Origin of the sequence: Deinococcus radiopugnans ATCC 19172, from assembly GCF_006335125.1 — a bacterium.
Taxonomy (GTDB): Bacteria; Deinococcota; Deinococci; order Deinococcales; family Deinococcaceae; genus Deinococcus; species Deinococcus radiopugnans.
In genome coordinates this window covers 149,179-168,380 of the sequence record NZ_VDMO01000003.1, presented here as the reverse complement: position 1 = coordinate 168,380, position 19,202 = coordinate 149,179, and the positions used below count along the sequence as shown (strand labels likewise).

Below are 19,202 nucleotides of genomic sequence, written 5' to 3'. Positions count from 1 at the left end.
GGCCGGGTGGGGGACCGCCAGCATCGAAGGAATCTGCCCCCTGACAAGGGCCGCCCCGCGCCCAGCGACATCAGGAATCGCTCGGCGGGACGCCCCACCCGGCACGGAAAAGCGGGAGGACCGAACTGGTCTCCCCCGCTCAGTGCCATCCAAGCCTCAGTACCCCATCACCGATTTGATCGCCTTCGCCACCCGCACCGCGTTGGGCCGGTACACGTCCTCGACGGCGGTGAACGGCGGGTACGGCGCGTCGAAGCCCGTCACGCGGACAATTGGGGCGCGCAGGAATTCGATGGCCTCTTCCGCAATCACGGCGCTGATCTCGCTGTGAAAGCCGCCGGTGCGCGGCGCTTCGGTGACCACCACGGCGCGGCCCGTCTTCTGCACGCTCGCCAGAATCGTGTCGGTGTCCAGCGGCACCAGGGTCCGCAGATCGATGACCTCCACACCGATGCCGGCACTCTGCGCGGCGGCGGCGGCTTTCTGCGCCACCTCCACCATGCCGCCGTAGCAGATCACGGTCACGTCGTCGCCCTCGGTGACCACCCTGGCCTGGCCCAGCGGAATGCGGTAATCGCCCACCGGCACGTCTTCCTTGACACTGCGGTACAGCTTGATGGCCTCGAAGAAGAACACCGGATCAGGATCGTTGATGGCCGAGAGCAGCAGGCCCTTGGCGTCGGCGGGGGTGCTGGGAATCACCACCTTGATACCGGGGGTGTGCGCCAGGATGGCCTCGGGGCTGTCGGCGTGCTGCTCAGGGGTATGCACGCCTCCGCCGTAGGGCGCGCGGACCACCATCGGCAGGTGGTAGCGGCTGCGGGTGCGGTGGCGGTAGCGACCCAGGTGGGATAGAACCTGATCGAGGGCCGGGTACAGAAAGCCCGCGAACTGGATTTCGGCCACCGGCTTCAGCCCCGCCAGCCCCATGCCGATGCCCATGCCCACAATCGCAGCCTCGGCCAGCGGCGTATCGAACACGCGGTCCACGCCGTACTTGGCCTGAAGGCCGTCGGTGGCACGGAACACGCCGCCCATCACACCCACGTCCTCGCCGAAGATATGCACGGCGTCGTCGGCGGCCAGGGCAAGGTCCAGCGCGTCGTTGATGGCGGCCACCATCGTCATGGTTTTGGTTTCGGTTTTAGATGCAGTGGCGGTCATGCCTTTTCCTCACTCAGAATCTGCTCGCGCTGCCGCCGCAGTTGCGGCGTCGGTTCGGCGAACACATGGTCCAGAATCTCGGCGGGTTCGGGGTCCGGGTAGGCGTCGGCCTCCTGCAGGGCGGCCTCGAACTCGTCGGCCACCTCTTTCAGCAGCGCGGCCTCCGACTCCTCGGTCATGATCCCCTCGCTCAGCAGGTGGGTTCGCAGCCTCAGCACCGGGTCCTTGGCGTCCCAGCCCTCGTTGTCGGCGTCGGTGCGGTAGCGGCTGGGATCGTCGGCCACCGTATGCGGCTTGACGCGGTAGGTCACCGTTTCGATCAGGGTTGGCCCCTCTCCTCTACGCGCCCGTTCCACCGCCTCGCGGGTGACGTGGTACGTCGCCAGCACGTCGTTGCCGTCCACCCGCACGCCGGGAATGCCGTAGCCCTCGGCGCGCCTGGACAGGTTGGTGGCCTTGGTCTGCGTGCGCGTCGGCACGCTGATGGCCCAGCCGTTGTTCTGGAGGATGAACACGCACGGCGCCTCCAGCGCCCCGGCGAAGTTCAGCGCCTCGTGGAAGTCGCCCTCGCTGCTGCCGCCGTCGCCGATGTAGGCCATCGCCACGTTCTTCGTGCCCTTGCGCTTCTCGGCCAGCGCCGCGCCCACCGCGTGCGGGTACTGGGTGGCAATCGGGATGTAGAAGGGCAGCACCTTGAGGTTTTCCGGCATGGCCCAGCCGTGCGGCGAGGTGCGCCAGTACGCCAGCGTCCGCGCAATCGGCAGGCCCAGCGTCAGGGCGGCCCCGGTATCGCGGTAGGTGGGAAACAGCCAGTCGTCGGCACTCAGGGCGGCGGCGGTGCCCACCTGACTGGCCTCCATCCCTCCAAAGGGCGGGAACACGCCCAGGCGCCCCTGGCGGTACAGCACCCAGCCGCGCTCGTCGAAGTGCCGCGCCCGGCGCATCTGGTGGTACAGGCGCAGGCGGGTCTCGGGGTCCGGGAGTTCGCCCGCGCCGGTCACGGTGCCGTCCGGCGTGATCAGCTGGAACATGTCTCCGGCCTGCTCATAGGCGGCGGCGGCAGCGTCAAAAGCAGCGTCGGTGGGGGTGGCCTCGGTCTGGGGCTTGGCTTTGGACGGTTTGGCTCTGGTCTGTTTGGGTTGGGCTGTGGAACGGGTCATGCAACCTCCGGTGGGGCGCGCGAACGAAGGGGACAGGCCGCCCCGACACTCAGGGCGGCGCACACGGCAGCCGTCAGGGCGCGCGGCGCTGGTTGAGCAGGCGGCTGAGCGGGTGGGCAGTGGGCTGGGCAGACAGGGGCATGGGCAGCAGACTCCAGGGGGAACAATCGGTGTGCGCCCAGCCTAGCAGATGGTCCCAGCGGTGCCATGTTTCAAGGCCCCGCAAGACAAAAAAGGAGACCCCGCAGGGCCTCCTCTCCTTATCTCAATTGCTCCGGTCCGCTCAGTCGCGTTCCAGCTTGATCTCCACGCCGTTGCCCTTGCGCTTGACCTGCAACTCGGCCTCATCGTTGCCCCGGCGGTACTCGCTCTCGATCTCATTGTTCTTGATCTTCAGCTTGGTCTGCACGTAGCCCTCGGCCTTCAGGCGGGCGGCGTAGCTGTCGTGCAGGGCGCGCAGATCAGAGGGAACGCTCACCACGACCTGCCACTTGCGGGCGTTGCCCCAGGGATTGACCGGCTGCGCGGGCAGGGCGGGCACTGCCGCGCGGCGGGCCACCACCTGATAGAACGCCGTGGCGCTGTCCCAGGTGTTCTGCGGGACGGGCGTCACCACGATGCTCAGCGCCTGCGCCAGCCCCTGCTGACCCTTGACATTCACGTCCGCGAAGCTGTTCTGGCCGCTCTTGAAGGTGGCGATCTGGTCCAGGTTCAGCGGCGTCTTGCTCGCCAGCGCCAGCACCTTGTTCAGGCCGTAGGGCGCGGCGATGTCGAAGGTAAAGGGATCGCCCGCCGCCGGAAACACCTTGACGCTGTTGGCTTTCAGGAAATTGGCGCCGCCCTGGTACTTGTTGGGCAGGATCAGGTCCACCTGACCGCCCGGGTCCACGTTGAACAGGTACACGTAGGCGTCCTGGGACACGCTGGCGTACAGTCGAATCCGCTCGCCGGGCGCGTAGGACGGCGTGCGCGTGCCGCTGCTGTCACGGTCCGTCCAGACCTTGACGTCCACGGTGGTGGGCACCGGATTCACGATGATGCTCTGGGCGCTGATCTTGGGCGCGGCGTGGGCGGGACCGCCCAGGCCAACCACCAGCGCAACGCTGAGGCCGAGGGCGAGCTTGGGGAGCGAGGGGAAAGGGTTCATGCCCCGAGTGTGGAACGGAGGGATGATCCGAGGCTGACCTGCGCGGTCATGCGGCGCACACCATCGCGGGCGGGATCAAAAGAACAGGGCCAGCCAAGACGCGTGTCCTGGCTGGCCCCGAGTCGGAAGGTGTGCTTAGTTGCCCTTGGCGGCGTTCTGGGCGTCGTCCTTCAGGTCTTTGGCTTTCGCCTGCGCGTCCTGCTTCACGTCGGCGGCGGTGTCTTTCGCGCCGTCCAGCGCCTTCTCACCGGCACGCTGCAACTCGCCGCCCGCGCGTTTGGCGGCGTCCACCGGGCTTTTGCCGTCCATCACGTCCGAGGCTGCGTCTTTCACGGCGTCTGCCGCGCGGCTCAGGTTGCCCTTGATGCCGGGGTCTACCCGGCCCAGCAGACCGTCGATCTGATCACGGATGCCCGAATTGCTGCGGTAAAGAGCGTAGGCTCCGCCCACCAGCAGCACCAGCCCCCAGGGGAAGCCGCCGGAATTGCGCTCCTTGCGGAGCTTCTGGAGGTCCTGGCGAATCTCCTTGAGTTCGCTCTGTTGCTCGGCCAGCAGCGCCGTCATCTTCTTCTGGCCCCTGACAAACGCCTTGCTGGCTTCAATCGCCGCCTTGCCCTCCAGGCGGTGGGCGGAGTCCTGCACGCTGTCCTTCACGTCTTCGATCATATTCTGAATGGTTCCCATGATGGTCCTCCTGTCAAAACCGGGAGTGGAGTGGTCCGTCTTCACGGATTCGCCCTGTAGTGTCGTGAATGCGGCGGCCCGGATGTTGAGGAGCGGCTTGTCGGTCCACTGACGTCCACTTGAGCAAAGCTCCATGAAGGGCCTCCAAAAGTGGGCGGGGACGTGAGGCGCGAGCCAGCCCCGTGCCCACTGTCCAGCCCGGACGCCGGGACAGCTTGAGCCTCGGCGGGCGGAGCCGTTAAAATGTCGGCGTGGTCCCCCCCAATCCAGCTTTCCGGCGCGTTCGCGTCCGGCTGAGCCTGCTCCTGTCTCTGGGCCTGCTGACGCTGTTGCCGTGGTCCAGCGCGCGTGATCCCCAGGGCCTGTCTCCGGCGAAGACGCTCGTGGGGGCGGCCGCGGGACGGGAGGGCACCCGCAACCGGGCCGCCGAACACCCCGTACCGGCCCTGCCGCCCTCGCCCTTCACGTACCTGCACGGCGCGCGGCCCCGCCCGCTGGCCCGCCCCGACGAGCGGATCCTATTCCGCCTGGACGGCACGGCAGGACCGCAGACCTTCACGCTGCGGCAATTGCAGGCGCTGCCCACCGTGCGCTACGCCACGGACCAGCCCCAGTTGAAGCACGAAGGCGTGTACGAGGGCGTGCCGCTGCGTGACCTGGCGGCGCTGGGGGGCTTCGCGGGGCGCGACGTGCGCGTGTACGCCAGCAACGGCTTCGTGGCCACCATCCGCGCACACGATTACCTGCACGAGCCGATCATGCTGGCCTACCGCATGGACGGGCAGGCCATTCCCGTGCTGCAAAAGGGGCCGCTGACGGTGGTGCTGCCTCGCCGGCCCGCGCGGTTTCACACCCCGGCCTACAGCGCGGCGTGGGTGTGGTTTGCCGTGCGCCTCGGACCGGTGCCTTGACCCGTCGGCGTCCCCTGACCTTCTGGCGGCGCCGGCCGCGCGAGATGGGGCTGAACGTGGCGCTGCGTGAAATTGCGCTGTCCGCGCTGCCGGCCGCACTGACGGTGGGCCTGCTGGCGCTGGCCACCCAGCCGGCGTATCAGGCCCTGATCCACAACGGCACCGGCTGGGCACCCTACGCCTATCAGGGCCTGACCTAGGACGTGCAGGCGTATCAGGTGGCCGAACTCACGCCGGGCCTCGGCGCGGACGAGCGGCGCGAATTCCGGGACCGGGCGCTGTCCAGCGCGCGCAATCCCTCGCAGTTCACGCAGTTGCGCGAGATCGAGGGCTACGGCGAGGCCCGCCTGTCGCTGATCGAACGCTACCTGTTGCAGGGCACCCCCGACGCCTCCGCCCTGGCCGCGCGTGAGGCGGTGGCCCTGAGCGCCCAGGCCAGCCAGTACGCCAAGGCCATGGAGGGCCGCTACGTGGCCGCGCTGTTGCTGATGCGCCGGGTGCTGCTGGGCACGGCGCTGGTCACCGGGCTGCTGAGTGTCACCTCGGCCCTGCGGGCGCTGCTGCTGTGGCGCAGCGAGATGGACCGCCGCGCCCGCCGCGAGGCCCGCCAGCGCGAGGCCCTGAGCCTGGCCAGCCATGAACTGCGCCGCCCGCTGCAATCGCTGCTGCTGGCCAGCGACCTGCTGCGGCACGCCGAGACCCAGGAGCAGCGCACGCACCTGCTGGCCCTGATTGAGGACGGCGCGGCCCAGCTGGCCAGCCGCGCGGACCTGACCCGCCTGAACGACCTGTACCTGGACGTGACCCTGCGCCCGCGCGCCCAGGACCTGCGCCCGCTGCTGGAGCGTTTCGCGGCCCCCCGGGTGGAGCTGAGCCTGCCGCTGGAGCCGCTGGTCTGGCCGGTGGACGGCGACCGGCTGCGCCAGATTGTCGAGAACCTAGTCGAGAACGCCCTGAAATACACGGACGGCCCGGTCGAGGTGGCCCTGCGCGAAGTGGGCAGCCAGCCGGAAGTCACCGTGCGCGATCACGGCTCGGGACTGAGCGACACGCTGCACGGGCAGGTGTTCCTCCCCTACGACCAGGGGCCGCGTGGCCTGCGTGGCGGCCAGGGCCTGGGACTGCCGCTGGTCCGGCGCTACGCCCGCGCCCACGGCGGCGACGTGACGCTGGCGGCGGCCCCCGGCGGCGGCCTGCAGGCCACGGTGCGCCTGGGCCAGCCGGCCGGGACCAGGGCCGAAACACAGGCGGCCGGGGGGGCGGGGCTCTTGCAGGCCAGGTCAGACGCGGGCTAGCCCGTCTCGCCTGCCCCTCAGTTCACGTCGGCCACGTCGGCCAGCAGGGCAGCCAGCTGCTCTTTGGCCCGGAAGACCCGGCTCTTGGCCGTGCCCAGCGCCACGCCCTGGATACGGGCGATGTCCTCGTAGGGCAGGTCCTCGACGAAGCGCAGCACCACCGCCTCGCGGTAGTCCTCGGGCAGCTGCAGCAGGGCGCGCTGTACGCGGTCCTGGGCGTCGGCGCTCTCGGCGGCGCGCACCGGGGACCGCGCCTCGGACGTGACCTCGAAGCCCACGTCCTCGCGCGCCTGCTCCAGGCTGAAGCGCTGCAGCTGCTTTCGGCGGTGAGACTCGATCTGGGTGTTGCGCGCCACCTGATACAGCCACGGCAGCACCCGCTCGCCGGGCCGGAAGGTGCGGATGCTGCGCCACGCCCGGTAAAACACCTCCTGCGTGAGATCCAGGGCGTCGTCACTGTTGCCTTCCAGCCGGTACAGGTAGCCGTACATGCGGCCCTCGTACTCCTGCACGAAGGCGTACCACGCGGCCTCGTCGCCCGCCGTCAGCCGCTCCAGCAGGTCCGGCGACACGAGATCGGCCGGCGGGGCGGCAGGCACAGCGGAAGGATCGGGCGGCGAGGTCACGGCCCGCCCACCATACCGTCCCGGCCACGCTCCGTGGGCACGATCTGAGGGTGGGCACTGGAGGCCGGAACTGGGCCGGCCCACTGAGCAGGGGCCACACCCCGGCCACGCCCGAAGGCCGTCCTGATAGGCTCGGGGTCAGGCCCGCACCCATGACCACCCCTTCCTCCATGACCGCTGATCCCCAGACTCCCGGCTTTCTCGATGCCCTGCGCCCCCTGCTGCCCGAGCTGAGCGTCGGCGCGCTGCTGGGCTTTGCCACCGCCCTGGCAGTCAAGGCGGTGGGGCGCATCGTGCTGATCGTGGTGGGCCTGCTGTTCATCGCGCTGCAACTGCTGTCGTATTTCGACGTGATCACCATCAACTGGCTGCACCTGCAGGCGGTGGCCGAGCCGGCCCTGCGCCAGGGCAGCGAGCAGGGCGCGGCGTGGTTCCAGCGGGTGCTGCTGGCGAACCTGCCCTTCGCGGGCGCGTTCACAACCGGCTTCCTGCTGGGGCTGCGCCTGCGGCTGTAGACGCGCGAACACGCGGCGGAGCAAATCCGGCCAGGTCAGACGGATTCTGTCTGTACCGCTCACAAACCGGGACAGCGCATGCCTTGCCCACTCCACGCCCGGAGGGAAGGGCAGCTCCTCCTCGCGCCCGTCAGGAACAGACATCCATGACTGGGACAGCTCGAAGAGAGGACGCACTTCCTCTTCTGCGAAGCTCTTCAAACCTCGCTCGGATTTCTATCGTTTTTGCAAACGAATCCATCAGAGTGCGGCTCATACGGATTCCGTTTGTTTCGTGTAGGAACCGGCGCTCTCCCGGTTCCTACACTCCACGTCCGGAGGGACGTTTTTCTCTTTCTCGCTCTGCTTCGCAGCTTTGCAAGTCTGCTCAGATTTCCAGGTGTTTCCAACACCTTTCAATCGGAGTCCGTATCAGACCACGTTCAGGCCGTGTCCCGCACCATCAGATGCGGCTCGAAGCGGCGGGCGCGCGGCGGTCCCCGGTACCCGCCCAGCCGCGAGAGCAGCAGCTGCGCGGCCTCGTGGCCCATCGCCTCAACCGGCTGGTGCAGGGTGGTCAGACCACGCGCGGCGGCCCACGGCTGATCGTCGAAGCCGATGATCCGCACGTCCTGTCCCGGCGTCAGCCCGCGCACCCGCACCTCGTCCAGCAGCGCCCCGGCCAGCAGGTCGGCGGAGGCGAAGACCGTGCAGGGCAGGCCGCCGCCCTTGCGCTGCACGTCGTCGAGCAGCGCGGCAGCGGTGTTGCGGGCGGCCAGCGTGTCGAAGCTGGCGGTGTATTCGGCCTCTGTTCGGCGGCCCGCCGCCGCCAGCGCCTGATGAAAGCCGGTGCGGCGGTCCTCGAAGACGCGGGTGATGAATAGCTGGTCCAGCTCGGTTTCCACCCAGATCGCGTACAGCGCCCCCGGCAGCGTGGCGGCGTACTGCCCGGCCAGCCGGCCACCGGCCAGATTGTCCATGTACGAGCAGTCGGCGTCGTCGGTGTAGGCGTCCACCAGCACGGTGGGCTGCTGGGTCCGCAACCGGCGCTCGTGGAACACCTTGGTCAGGTTGTACGTGGCCATCACCAGCCCATCGGCCTGATACGCCAGCGTGTGCGAGGCCAGATAGCGTTCCAGCCGCGAGCGGTCCAGCAGCGGAAAGATGGCCACGTCGTAGCGCGCCTCCTGAAAGGCGGTTTCCAGGCCGTCGAGCAGCCGGGCGTAGAACTCGGTGGTCAGCACGGGCAGCAGCACGCTGATGGTGTAGCTCTTGCCCCCCGCGATGCGCCGGGCGTGCGGGTTGGGGGTGTAATCGAGGGCCGCGATGGCCTGCAACACGGCCTCGCGCGTCGCGGGCTTGACCGCTGCGTGGTTGTTCAGCACCCGCGAGACGGTGCCGACGCCCACGCCAGCGCGCTGGGCGACATCCTGAATGGTGGGGGTTTTCATGGTTAGGGCCCCAGGATACCCCGGATGATGGAAGGGATTCCAAGCAAAGCGGCGTGCGGATCGCCGGGGCCGGCGGCGTGAGGAGCCTGAGGTGCAGAATCGGGGTCCGGCGGTCCCGCACGCAGGTCACCACTGCGCGCTGCCAGGAGTAGGAATCCGGTCAGCGATTGGAAGGTCCGGCGAGGCACGAACGTGTGCGCCAGACCCAGAATGAAGCTTTCCGGTGAACGTCAGGGCGCTGAACCTGAAGACTGCGGCGCTTTCGGCGCGTACTGCGCCACCCCCCCGGCCGCCGCGAACGCTGCCCGCACCTCGGCCAGAGATTGATCCGGTTTGCTGTCAGCGTCGCCGGGCAGGGTGTGGGCGAAGACCTCCAGCACGTCCGGGTAGCCGTCGCCGTCCGCGTCGCCCTCGGCTTTCAGCACGGCGTACAGCACATCGGGAAACTTGCCTTTCTGGCCTGCCGCCGCGTCGGCCTGAAAGCCGGCGCGGATGGCTTCACCAAAGGGATTCCACGGTGCGCCGCCGCCCTCATTGACATGACAGAAGGTGCAGGCCATCACCCGGCGGTCCAGCTGCCACAGCGGGTTGGCCGCGTCGTAGTGGAACTGCTGAATCGCCTGAAGCCGGTAACGCGGCATGGCCAGGGCAACGGGGGCCGCCAGCAGCACCAGCGCCGCCAGCACGCCGCCCACCCCCCGGACACGCGCCGCCGGGGAACCGCTCAGGCCACCCATCCCGGCCCCGTGAAGTCGCCGCCCAGCACGGCGCGGGCGTCCAGCCCCAGCCACTTGTGCAGGCCCTCGGCGTACACGCCCCGGAAGTCCTGGCGGTACTTGATGTCGCCCTCGGACAGGTCTTCGAGATCCGGGCTGCTGCCGTGAACGCCGCCCTTGACGCCGTTCCCCAGCGCAAACATCACGCTGCCCTTGCCGTGATCGGTGCCGGCGCTGGCGTTCTCGGCCACCCGCCGTCCGAATTCGGAAAAGCCCATCACCACCACCTGATCAGCCAGCCCCTGCTTCTGAATGTCGGCGTAAAAGGCCGCCAGCCCGCCCGCCAGCCGGCCCAGCAGTTCGTCCTGTTCGGCGCGTTGCCCGGCGTGGGTGTCGAAGCCGCCCAGGGATACGTAGATGATGCGCTGGCCCACCCCGGCGGCAATCAGGCGGGCGGCGTCCTGAAGCTGCGCGGCAAAGCGGTCGTCCGGGTAGGCGGCGCCGGATTTGTACTTCTTGACGTTCTGCTGCACGCGCGCGGTGTTCTTCATCATCTGGCGGGTGGCGCGCAGCAGGTAGTCGGCCTCGCCCTGACGCGGGGCGCCTAGCATGGCGTTAAAGGCCCCGTCCACCCCCTGCGGCAGCTTGACCCCGAAGGTGTCCACCCCCTCGATGCTGGGCAGGCTGAAGGTGTCGGCCCGCAGCGCCAGCGGCGTGGTGCCGCCGAGGTTGGAGGCGCAGAAGGGATCACCGATCTTCTCGGCCACCCGCCCGATCCAGCCGTCCGCCCCGGCCTGGGTGGGATCGGCGGTGTGCCAGATCGCCATGCTGGCGAAGTGCGAACGGTTGGGGTTGGGATAGCCCACGTTTTCCATCCACGCCAGATGGCCCGCGTCCCACAGGCCCATCAGCGGCTTGAGGGCCGGATGCATGCCCAGATCTGGGGTCAGGGTCAGCACGTCCTTTTTGGGAATGGCGATGTTGGGGCGCGCGGCGTAGTAGGCGCCGTTGCTGTAGGGAATCAGCGTGTTCAGGCCGTCGTTGCCGCCGGTCAGCTGAATCACCACCAGCGTCTTGTCGCCGCCGGCCTGGGCCGCCGCACGGGCCAGAAAGCCGGGCATGCCGGTGGTGGCGGCCACCGCCAGGGCGGAAAGTTTCAGAAAATCACGTCTGTCGGGCATGGAGGCTCCTCCGGAGGGTCAGACCGTCTAACGGCTGAAAGAAACGCGTGCTTGTGCTGGACGGTTTGACTGTTTGTTCGACGGTGTGACGGTTTGACGGCCCCTTTTCACGCCAGCTGGAACTCGGGGCTGATCAGCGCCAGATACAGCCGCTGGCTGGGATTCAGGCCTTTCAGAGCCGCCTGCACCGGGCTGTTCTCGGAGCCGAAGAGGGCCAGATCGCCGGGCACGACGCCGATTTGGGGGGCTGTCTTGCCCAGGGCCAGCGCCGCCGCCACCTGCATGCGCGTCAGCAGGGTGGAGTCGTTGATCCACTCGCGCCCTCCGTCCCAGCCCTTCACGGTGTCGGGTTGCAGCAGCAGCTGGCCCATCTTGCCCGCCGTCTGGGTCAGGTTCAGCAGTTGCCTGGCCTCCAGTTTGGGCTGACCCAGCGTGCGCACCACGCCCACGATGTACTCCACCGGGCCGCGAATGATGCTGGCGCGGTTCTGTGGGGCGTAGAAGACCGCGCTGGACAGCAGCTCCTCCAGCACCGCCGCGAGATTGCCGTTCGTCCGGCGAAAAGTCTCGGCGCTGCCCTGCACGGCCCCCTCATCCGGGGTGTCGGCCACAAAGGCGCGGTGCAGCTTGCGCGACACGAACACGGCGGTCTGCGGGTGCGTGGCCGCAATACGGATCACGTCCCCGAAGTCCAGCTTTCCAGTCTGCCCCAGGTACGTTTTGGAGCCGTCGTCGTGCTGTCTGGGATTGAAGCTGGCCTTGACGGGCCTCAGGTAATTGGTCTTGACGTTGCCCCCGCCCTCGAAGCTCCAGCCGGTCAGCGCCCGCGCACCCTCGCGCACGTCCTGTTCAGTGTAATTGGGGTGGCCGGGGGTGCCGAGGCCCAGCGTGAACAGTTCCATCAGCTCGCGGGCAAAGTTCTCGTTGGGCTTGCCCTTCTTGTTGCGGTCGTTGTCCAGATAGCGCAGCATGGCGGGCGTCTGGGCGATCTCCAGCGTGAAGCGCTCGAAGCTGGGCGAGGCGGCGTGCTGGCGCAGCACTCCCAGATACGCGGCCAGCGCCGGATGGTTCTTGACCTTGTCGGTGCCGATCACGAAGTGGTTGCTCCAGGTCAGCGCCAGCCGCTCGCGCAGCGGGTTTGGGCTGTACATCATTTCAAACAGCCACGCGGCGCGGGTCAGCTGCAGCATGGCGCCGGGGGTGGCCCCGGTCGACGGATCGAAGGGATTGCCGGGAGCGGTGCGGGCGTCGAACTTCAGGGCGTCTTCAGCCACCGCGCGGGCGTCCTGGCCCACCAGCGCACGGATCTGGGCGTCGGTGGCCCCGAAGGCGGTGCGCCGCAGGAAATGCGCGGCGTCTTCCGGGCTGAGGGTCTGGGGATGGGGGGTCAGGCTCACGGTTCTTCTCCTTACAACACTCTGGACAACACTCTGGAATCGTTCTCTACGGGTTAGAGGCGTCTGCCTTCAAAAAAGTTCCCAGCGCCGCCGGCTCCACGCGGCTGACCCCGGCCAGAGCGCTGTCCAGCGCCGCCTGCGGCAGATTGCCCACCAGCCACACGTACCCGCCCCCCACCCGGCGCGAGGCGATGCCCGGCGCGGCCCGCACCCCCCTGGGCGAGACCACCAGCGCAAAGACGTTCAGGCCGTCGGTCAGGCTGACCTCCAGCCCGCCGTTCGGCCGGCCCCGGACGGCCACCGGCTGGGTTCCGGCGGGCAGGCGCAGGCCGGGCAGGGCCGCCAGCAGCGCGCGCCGCAGCCCCTCCGGCGCGCTGGGCAGGGCCACCCGCACGGCGGCGGGCCTGGCATTCACCTTCAGAAATGCGGCGCGGCGGGCGACGGTGCCGTCCTGGAAATCCTCCTGGTACGCCAGCGGAATGTTCCACTGGGTGTCGATCCACAGCGTCCAGCGCGCCGCCTGCCCCACCTTCGGCGTCAGCTCGTAACGGGTGGCGGGGCGGCGGGCGATGGTCTCCTCCCCCACCCGCCTGACCTCGAAATTGCGGGCCAGCAGGGCGGGGCGAAACGGCACGCGCGGCAGCGCCGCCGCCGCCCTGGTGGGGGTGTCGCGCGGCGGAAACAGCACCGTGACCTCCACCGTGCCGCGCGCCTCCAGCGTCCGCGCCCGTTTCAGGGCGGCCAGCAGCTCGTCCATGTCCGAGGCTCCCGCCGCACCCGACAGGGCCAATAGGCCCAGTACCACGCCCCTCACCAGCCGTCGCCCCAGGCGCTCTGATACGCCGCGTACGCCGCGCTGGCGGGCAGCTCCGGCGCGGGCTGCAGCACGGTCAGCCCGGCCACCGCCGCCGCCGAGGCCAGCAGCGTGCCCACCCAGCCCGCACGCCGGGCGCGTTGCCGGGCAAGGTGCTGCGCCTGTCGGTGCCGGTGGCCGCTCAAAAAGCGTTCGGCGGCCCCAGCGTCGGCGGGCGTCGGGGCACGGGCCTGCGCGAACAGGGCGTCCAGCTCGGGGGAATCAAGTTCGTGGTCAGTCATGGCAGAGTCCTCGGAAGAAATGGGGCGGGCGGCTCACGGCGTGATGCCCTGCCCGGTCAGGTACGCCCGCAGCGCGGCGCGGCCCCGGTTGATGCGGCTCTTGACTGTGCCCAGTTCCGCCCCGGTGATGGCGGCGATCTCGGCGTAGTCCAGGCCCGACAGTTCTCGCAGCGACACGGCCTCGCGCTGATCGGCCGGCAGCGTTTGCAGGGCGGCGGCCAGCCGGGCACGCAGATCGGCCTGTTCCCCGGCGTGGACGGGATTGTGGGGGGCAGCGGGTTCCGGCGCGTCGCCCAGCGAGACGGTGGGCGGCCCCTTGCCGCGGATGGCCTTGTGGCAGGCATTCAGCGCGATGCGGTGCAGCCAGGTGCTGAAGGCCGCCTCGCCCCGGAAGCCCTTGAGGCCCCGGTGCACGGCGATAAAGACCTCCTGCACCACGTCGTCCGCCGCCCCCGGCCCCACCATTCCAGCGGCCAGACGGTGCACCCCCGCCGCGTGCCGCCTCACCAGCATCTCGAAGGCCGCCTCGTCGCGCACCGCCTGACGCGCCAGGTGCAGATCAGAGGGCAGATCGCAGGCGTCCGCCGCGTCGGGGGCCGACACGCGGACAGCGGCTGGATTGGGGGCTGGGGGGTCACGCAAGCTCACCTCGTACCTTAGAGGCCGCGAGATGAAAAAAAGTTCCCGGCAGAACGTTCCCGCTGTCCAACGTTGCCCCGGTGTGGCCCTGCCCTTCCCCGCACCTGCCCGGTACACTGTCCGCATGACTGCCCGCGCTCCTCTCTCCCGCTCTGCCGAGGATTACCTCAAGCAGCTGTACCTGCTGGGGCAGACGAACCAGATCTCGGGCAAGGTCAGCACCCAGGCGCTGGCCGACGCGCTGGAGGTGGCCCCCGCCAGCGTGACCGGGATGCTGCGCAAGCTGACCGAGCAGGGGCTGGTGTCGCACGCGCCGTACCAGGGCGCGGCCCTGACCGCCGAGGGCGAACGCGTAGCGCTGGAGGTGCTGCGGCACCACCGCCTGCTGGAACTGTTCCTGCACCGCGCGCTGGGCGTGCCGCTGGACGAGGTGCACGAGGAGGCCGAGCGGCTGGAACACGCCCTGAGCGAGCGCCTGGAAGCCCGGATTGCCGCGTGGCTGGGCGATCCCACCCACGATCCGCACGGCGATCCGATTCCCACCCTGGCGGGCGAGGTGCCCGAACGCGCCGAGCGCCGCCTGTCGCAGCTGGCCGCCGGGGACTGCGCCGTGGTCTCGCGCGTGCCGGACGCCGACGCCGGGCAACTGCGCGCCCTGATCGGGGTGGGCCTGACCCCTGGCGTGAGCCTGAACGTCGAGGCGGTGGAGGCCGCGCTGGGCACCCTGCGCGTGCAGGTGGCCGGGCAGCCGCTGACGCTCTCGCTGAGCGTGGCCGCGCAGGTGGGCGTCCACGCCCCGGAACAGCAGCCGTGACCGTCGGCTGGCCCGGCCGTTTTTCCCTTCCCGCGCACCATTGCCCCGGCCTTTTTGACCTAGCATGAGGGGGTGAACGCTCTGAGACTGATTCTTTCTGCTCTGGCGGGGTGCGCGGCGGCGCTGGTGGCCTATAGCGTGGTGTTCGTGCGCGGCGATATGGCTGGAGTCATGGGCTACCTGCGCGCCAGGGGCGCGCTGCGGCGCCTGACCGAGAGCGGGGCGGACGCCGGGGCGGTGGCGGCAGCCCACGACGCCCTGCGGACCCTGGGCCTGCAGGTGGGTGACCCGGCGCTGGCGGCCCGCCTGATTCCGCTGGCGCTGCTGGTGGGGCTGGCGGTGGGTTATGGGGTATGGCGCGTCTTTGGACGCAAACAGACGCAGGAGGGCCGCCCCGACGTGCAGGAGCGCATGGTCTACCGTCTGGCGTGGCGCAAGGGCGGCGTGTTCACCCTGCGCGATCTGGCCGAGAGCAGTCCGCTGGACGAGGCGCAGGCCCGCGCCGTGACCGCCCGCATGCTGGAATTGGGCCGCCTGACCCGCGACGGCGAGGCCTTTTCCCTGCGCCCGAGTTCGCTGCGCACGGGCCGCGCGTGAGCTTCGGCGCCGAGGAGCTGGCCATCCTGCTGGACGAGGCCAACCATGCCCCCTGGGAAAGCGTGCGCGCCGCTCTGGCCAGCATCGAAGGCCAGCCGCACCCGCGCGTGGGCTGGCTGACCAGTCACCTGACCGCCACCAAGCGGGACTACTGGACCCAGATTGCCGCCGCCACGGGCACGCCGGCCCCCGACGACGCGGCGGGATTGAGCCGGCTGATGGCCTGGGAGGTGGACGCCGCCCGCGCCCTGAGCACTGGCGATCTGCACACCCGCCTCGGCGGCAGCGAGAACATGACGGTTTCGGACGTCCTGCGGCTGAACGCCCGCCACACCGCCTGGCACGCCGGACAGATCGCCGCCCTGGCGCATCCCGTCCGTCTGGCCTGACCGGAACCCATGCCCGAGGAACGCCCCTTCCTGACCGAGGCCCGCCCGCAGGGCGAACACAACGCCGCCGCCGCGCCGCCCGCCCTGTTTGATCTGGCGGTCAACCGCGCCTGGGCCGCGTTGCGCGGCTCGCCCTCCAGCACGGCAGCGTCGGCGCAGGCCTCGGCCTTCCTGGCCGGCTGGCACGCCCGGACGCGCTTCGCACGGCGCGTGCCGCTGGACGCGGTGCGGGCGGCGCTGGCCCAGCATCCGGGCGGCGGCGAGTGGCACTGGGCGGGGGGACCGGCTGGAGGCTGGACCGAGGGCAAGGCCCCGTTTCCGTAGCGCCGGGCAGGGGCGTATACCCGGCTTCCCTGCCCTGTTATCGCACCACAAGCAGCCGCACCAACACCAGGAGGCCCACCCCCGACATTCGCGGGAATGGGCCTCCTGGTGCCGGCCCCAGGGGCGCTTACAGCACCAGGGCGATGGGTTTTTCCAGGGCGGCGGCCACACGGCTCAGGAACTGCGCGGCCTGACGGGGGTCCACGTCGCCGTTCAGGCTCAGGGCGGCGCGGCCATCCTGCACGCGGCCCAGGCTGAGGGTCAGGGTGTGGGGGTAGTGCAGATCGTCTGCGCCCAGCGCTCCGGCATCGGTCACCAGCAGATCAGGGGCGCTGTCGCGGCTGCCGTGCAGGGCGTTCACGGCGTCGCGCAGCGCACCGCCCGTGATGGGCTGATCCTGACCGTCCGTGCCGTGCAGGGCGACGCTGCCCAGGTCCAGCCCCAGGGCGTCGACGTGACGCTGGGCGGCGCGGGCCACCAGGAAGGCCAGCGAGACGTTCTGGTCCAGGGCCTCGGACAGCTGGGCGCCCAGCTCCTGGGCCGCGCTTACTTCAGTATCACGGCGCAGGTAGGTGCCGAACCACACGGCGCTGGCCGGCATGGCCGGGCTGGCGGGTGCGGACTGGGCGGCCGCCATGTTCGGGGTGGCCATTTCCGGGGTTGGCCTGTCCGGCACCACCGCTTCTGGCTCGGCTTCCAGCTCGGCGGCCGCTTGGATCGGCTCTGCAACCGGGGCCTCGGCCAGGGGCGCTTCAACGAACGGCATCTCGACGGCCGGGGCCTGAATCTCCAGTTCGGCGGCGTCGGCGTGGACCGGCTGGCTTTCGGGCTGCTGGGCCGTAGGCTGGGCAGCAGGGGCAGCAGACGTGAAGGACAGGTCCTGCTGGCCCAGGCTGGGCGCGACAGGCTGGTGCTCTGGCATGGGCGCCGGGCCGTCCATCTGTGGGGGCGTGGCCTCGTCTCCCTTGTCCTTGCGGTACAGGCGCGAGAGCAGGCCGCTCAGGCCCGCTGCGGCCCCGCCAGCCGCCGCGATGTCGCTGTGGGCGCTGGCGGCCGGCGCCTGCACTTCGGGGATATGCACTTCGGGGGTGTGCACTTCAGGGGCATGAACCACGGGCGCGGCCACCGGCTCCGGGGCACTCAGGCTGGGGAACGCCGGTTCGGGGGCCGTCGGCTGCGGCGCGTCAATGGACAGAGACGGCTCGGCGCGGGGCGGCGCCGCGGCAAAGGACCAGTCGTTGGCGACAGGCTGCGGCTCGGCGGCCAGCGGCGCGTCCAGATCGCCCATATCGTCGTCCAGCTCGAAATCCATGGCGTCGTGGTGCAGGCTGGGGGCGGCGGGGGTGGCCGGCACCTCCGGCGAGCGGGTCTGCGTGACGAAATCGGCGATGTCGCTGTCGATGCCTGCCTCGCTCAGCTGCGCGGCGCTGAACATCCCGGCGGGCAGCTGCTCGTCGCCGGTCCAGCCCTCGGGCATGTCGTCGACCGGGGTGGACGGCGGCTCTTCCTCGCCGCTCATGATGCGTGACAGGTAGTTCAGGATGTCCTGCTCGACGACCGTTCCGCCCGAACCAGAGCCCCGCAACTGTTGCCAATCAATGCCGTTCGCTTCTGCCAGAATCTTGGCGAGCGGAGCAATCTGTTCCATTCCCATCCCCCTTTGCGCGCCCATGTCAGTACTCATGAACGTCCGTGCGGCGCGCCCGCCCCGTTCCCATCCAGGGAGAACAGCAGGCCAGACGCGGGCAAGGTCATGCACGCAGAGTGCCGCGCCCGGTCTGACAGCGTTCTTTCAAGCGCCGGCGACGGGGTGGAGTTCTGCACGTTGGCCCGGCGGCCTCTCCCCTGCTCCCGCTGTCCGGGGCGGCGCGGCCCACCGTTTGCAGCGCCCTGGCACGGCCAAAGACCGGGTGCTAGGCTACGGCGCGTGCCGCCGCGACGGCAGACCAGAAGGCCTCGGCTGAAGAGTGCGTGAAGAGGCCGGAGGCGGGGCGCGGCCACAGGAGTTGCCATGTTGATCCTTGAAGAAATGCAGGCGCGCGGCCACGAGAGCCTGACGCTGCTTCACCACGCGCCCAGCGGCCTGAAAGCGGCGCTGGCCGTGCATTCCACCGTGCTGGGGCCGGCCATCGCGGGCGTGCGGCTGCGCGAGCAGGACGAGGAGCTGGCGGTGCGCGGCGCGCTGGCGCTGTCCGAGAGCCTGACCCTGAAAGCGGCGCTGGCGGGCCTGAACTACGGCGGCGGGGCCTGCGTCCTGATGATGCCCGAGGCCGGGGTGGACGACCCCCACGCCCGCGAGGCGCTGTTCCGGGCGCTGGGCCGTCAGGTCCGGCCCCTGGCGACACGGGCGGTGCTGACCGAGGACATCGGGGTGACCCCCGCCGACATCGCCTTCGTGGCCCAGGAAACCCCCGCCACGCTGGGCATGAACACCGATACCAGCGCCATCACCGGCTACGGCGTGTACCGCGGCATGAAGGCCGCCGCCCGCTTCGCGCTGGGCGCCGAGAGCATGCGCGGCGTGCGGGTGGTGATCATGGGCGTGGGCGCCGTGGGCCGCGCGCTGGCCGCCCACCTGCACCGCGAGGGCGCCCGGCTGACCGTGGCCGATGACCGTCCCGAACGGGCGCAGGCCCTGGCCGATCAGCTGAGCGGCGTGGACGTCGTGAGCTGCGGCAGCGCGCTGGACGTGCCCGGCGACATTCTCGCGCCGTGCGGCTTCGGTCACAGCATCCACAGCGCCGACGTGTCCCGGCTGCAGTGCCGCCTGATCGCCGGGGGCGAACACCACCCGCTGACCCGCCGGGGCGAGGAGGCGGTCAAGGAGGCCGGCATCGTGTACATGCCCGACTTTGCCATCAACTCGGCGGGCCTGATCGCCGCCGCCACCGGGGCCGACATGAACGCCGCCGCCGAGCAGGTCTACCAGATCGTCAGCCGCATCACGCACGTGGCCGAGCAGTACAGCAAGCCGCCCAGCGTGGTGGCCCGCCGCATGGCCGAGCGGCGCATCGAGCTGATCGGCAGCCTGGGACGCGCGTGAGGGGGGAAAGTTGATGGTTGATGGAAGATGGTTGATCGAAAGAAGCTCTCAGGCTTCAGACCTTTTGACCCTTAG

The 19,202-nt window shown here is 69.9% G+C and carries 22 protein-coding genes; 9 read left to right on the top strand and 13 right to left on the bottom strand.

The genetic code is table 11. The features are described 5' to 3' along the window. Positions 1–156: 156 nt before the first annotated feature. From FHR04_RS03820 to FHR04_RS03805, 4 genes are all read right to left on the bottom strand, one after another. Complete coding sequence (locus tag FHR04_RS03820; protein ID WP_139400933.1) at positions 157–1,164, bottom strand: alpha-ketoacid dehydrogenase subunit beta; 1,008 nt, start codon at positions 1,162–1,164, stop codon at positions 157–159. Next, positions 1,161–2,324 carry a pyruvate dehydrogenase (acetyl-transferring) E1 component subunit alpha gene (gene pdhA, locus FHR04_RS03815; protein ID WP_139400931.1) on the bottom strand — a complete coding sequence of 388 codons (1,164 nt, stop codon included), beginning with the start codon at positions 2,322–2,324 and terminating at the stop codon, positions 1,161–1,163. Before pdhA ends, FHR04_RS03820 begins: the two co-directional genes overlap by 4 nt. Positions 2,325–2,607: 283 nt before the next feature. After that, positions 2,608–3,471, bottom strand: a complete 864-nt coding sequence (locus FHR04_RS03810) for a DUF4384 domain-containing protein (protein WP_139400928.1) — start codon at positions 3,469–3,471, stop codon at positions 2,608–2,610. Between the two features lie 135 nt (positions 3,472–3,606). Then, a complete protein-coding gene (locus FHR04_RS03805; protein WP_139400926.1) occupies positions 3,607–4,155 on the bottom strand; it encodes a YtxH domain-containing protein in 549 nt (182 codons plus the stop codon). 251 nt (positions 4,156–4,406) lie between these two features. On the opposite strand from FHR04_RS03805, the gene FHR04_RS03800 reads away from it, so the two are divergent. Genes FHR04_RS03800 through FHR04_RS03795 form a run of 3 tightly spaced genes read left to right on the top strand, consistent with a single transcriptional unit; the run spans position 4,407 to position 6,361 of the window. Next, positions 4,407–5,066, top strand: coding sequence for a molybdopterin-dependent oxidoreductase (locus tag FHR04_RS03800; RefSeq protein ID WP_249038962.1), 660 nt, complete (start codon positions 4,407–4,409; stop codon positions 5,064–5,066). Further along, a complete protein-coding gene (locus FHR04_RS21305) occupies positions 5,063–5,266 on the top strand; it encodes a hypothetical protein (protein WP_249038961.1) in 204 nt (67 codons plus the stop codon). The genes FHR04_RS03800 and FHR04_RS21305 overlap by 4 nt, the downstream gene beginning before the upstream one ends. Positions 5,267–5,269: 3 nt before the next feature. Continuing rightward, entirely contained in the window at positions 5,270–6,361 is a 1,092-nt protein-coding gene (locus FHR04_RS03795; RefSeq protein ID WP_249038960.1) for a sensor histidine kinase, read from the top strand. Between the two features lie 17 nt (positions 6,362–6,378). Here FHR04_RS03795 and FHR04_RS03790 read toward each other — a convergent pair whose 3' ends face one another. Then, on the bottom strand, positions 6,379–6,960 hold the full coding sequence (locus FHR04_RS03790) for an RNA polymerase sigma factor (RefSeq protein ID WP_039687434.1): 582 nt from the start codon (positions 6,958–6,960) through the stop codon (positions 6,379–6,381). A gap of 179 nt (positions 6,961–7,139) precedes the next feature. Here FHR04_RS03790 and FHR04_RS03785 point away from each other — a divergent pair, with 179 nt between their 5' ends. Continuing rightward, entirely contained in the window at positions 7,140–7,502 is a 363-nt protein-coding gene (locus tag FHR04_RS03785) for an FUN14 domain-containing protein (protein WP_249038959.1), read from the top strand. A 422-nt stretch (positions 7,503–7,924) separates the two neighbouring features. On the opposite strand, the gene FHR04_RS03780 is transcribed toward FHR04_RS03785, so the two are convergent. From FHR04_RS03780 to FHR04_RS03750, 7 genes are all read right to left on the bottom strand, one after another. After that, a complete protein-coding gene (locus FHR04_RS03780; RefSeq protein ID WP_039685305.1) occupies positions 7,925–8,932 on the bottom strand; it encodes a LacI family DNA-binding transcriptional regulator in 1,008 nt (335 codons plus the stop codon). A gap of 230 nt (positions 8,933–9,162) precedes the next feature. Beyond that, positions 9,163–9,669, bottom strand: a complete 507-nt coding sequence (locus tag FHR04_RS03775; protein WP_170213843.1) for a hypothetical protein — start codon at positions 9,667–9,669, stop codon at positions 9,163–9,165. Beyond that, positions 9,657–10,829 (bottom strand): DUF1501 domain-containing protein, encoded by a 1,173-nt coding sequence (locus tag FHR04_RS03770; RefSeq protein WP_139400922.1) that lies wholly within the window; start codon positions 10,827–10,829, stop codon positions 9,657–9,659. Before FHR04_RS03770 ends, FHR04_RS03775 begins: the two co-directional genes overlap by 13 nt. Positions 10,830–10,936: 107 nt before the next feature. Next, on the bottom strand, positions 10,937–12,226 hold the full coding sequence (locus FHR04_RS03765; protein ID WP_139400920.1) for a DUF1800 domain-containing protein: 1,290 nt from the start codon (positions 12,224–12,226) through the stop codon (positions 10,937–10,939). A gap of 46 nt (positions 12,227–12,272) precedes the next feature. After that, positions 12,273–13,040: a LolA-like protein gene (locus FHR04_RS03760; RefSeq protein ID WP_249038958.1), complete on the bottom strand. Its 768-nt coding sequence runs from the start codon at positions 13,038–13,040 to the stop codon at positions 12,273–12,275. Beyond that, positions 13,037–13,321: a hypothetical protein gene (locus tag FHR04_RS03755; protein ID WP_139400918.1), complete on the bottom strand. Its 285-nt coding sequence runs from the start codon at positions 13,319–13,321 to the stop codon at positions 13,037–13,039. Before FHR04_RS03755 ends, FHR04_RS03760 begins: the two co-directional genes overlap by 4 nt. A 33-nt stretch (positions 13,322–13,354) precedes the next feature. Beyond that, on the bottom strand, positions 13,355–13,963 hold the full coding sequence (locus FHR04_RS03750) for a sigma-70 family RNA polymerase sigma factor (protein ID WP_311734701.1): 609 nt from the start codon (positions 13,961–13,963) through the stop codon (positions 13,355–13,357). 121 nt (positions 13,964–14,084) lie between these two features. Here FHR04_RS03750 and FHR04_RS03745 point away from each other — a divergent pair, with 121 nt between their 5' ends. The 4 genes from FHR04_RS03745 to FHR04_RS03730 all read left to right on the top strand — a co-directional run bounded on the left by FHR04_RS03745 (position 14,085) and on the right by FHR04_RS03730 (position 16,084). Beyond that, positions 14,085–14,774 carry a metal-dependent transcriptional regulator gene (locus tag FHR04_RS03745; RefSeq protein WP_039687440.1) on the top strand — a complete coding sequence of 230 codons (690 nt, stop codon included), beginning with the start codon at positions 14,085–14,087 and terminating at the stop codon, positions 14,772–14,774. A 72-nt stretch (positions 14,775–14,846) separates the two neighbouring features. Further along, complete coding sequence (locus FHR04_RS03740; RefSeq protein WP_039685318.1) at positions 14,847–15,371, top strand: hypothetical protein; 525 nt, start codon at positions 14,847–14,849, stop codon at positions 15,369–15,371. Further along, a complete protein-coding gene (locus tag FHR04_RS03735; RefSeq protein WP_039685320.1) occupies positions 15,368–15,760 on the top strand; it encodes a hypothetical protein in 393 nt (130 codons plus the stop codon). Before FHR04_RS03740 ends, FHR04_RS03735 begins: the two co-directional genes overlap by 4 nt. Before the next feature lie 9 nt (positions 15,761–15,769). After that, positions 15,770–16,084: a hypothetical protein gene (locus FHR04_RS03730; protein ID WP_139400916.1), complete on the top strand. Its 315-nt coding sequence runs from the start codon at positions 15,770–15,772 to the stop codon at positions 16,082–16,084. 127 nt (positions 16,085–16,211) lie between these two features. Here FHR04_RS03730 and FHR04_RS03725 read toward each other — a convergent pair whose 3' ends face one another. Further along, positions 16,212–17,732 carry an E3 binding domain-containing protein gene (locus FHR04_RS03725; RefSeq protein WP_139400914.1) on the bottom strand — a complete coding sequence of 507 codons (1,521 nt, stop codon included), beginning with the start codon at positions 17,730–17,732 and terminating at the stop codon, positions 16,212–16,214. Between the two features lie 363 nt (positions 17,733–18,095). Between FHR04_RS03725 and FHR04_RS03720 the strand changes: the two genes are divergently transcribed. Next, positions 18,096–19,127: a Glu/Leu/Phe/Val dehydrogenase family protein gene (locus tag FHR04_RS03720; protein ID WP_039685327.1), complete on the top strand. Its 1,032-nt coding sequence runs from the start codon at positions 18,096–18,098 to the stop codon at positions 19,125–19,127. The last annotated feature ends 75 nt before the right edge of the window (positions 19,128–19,202 follow it).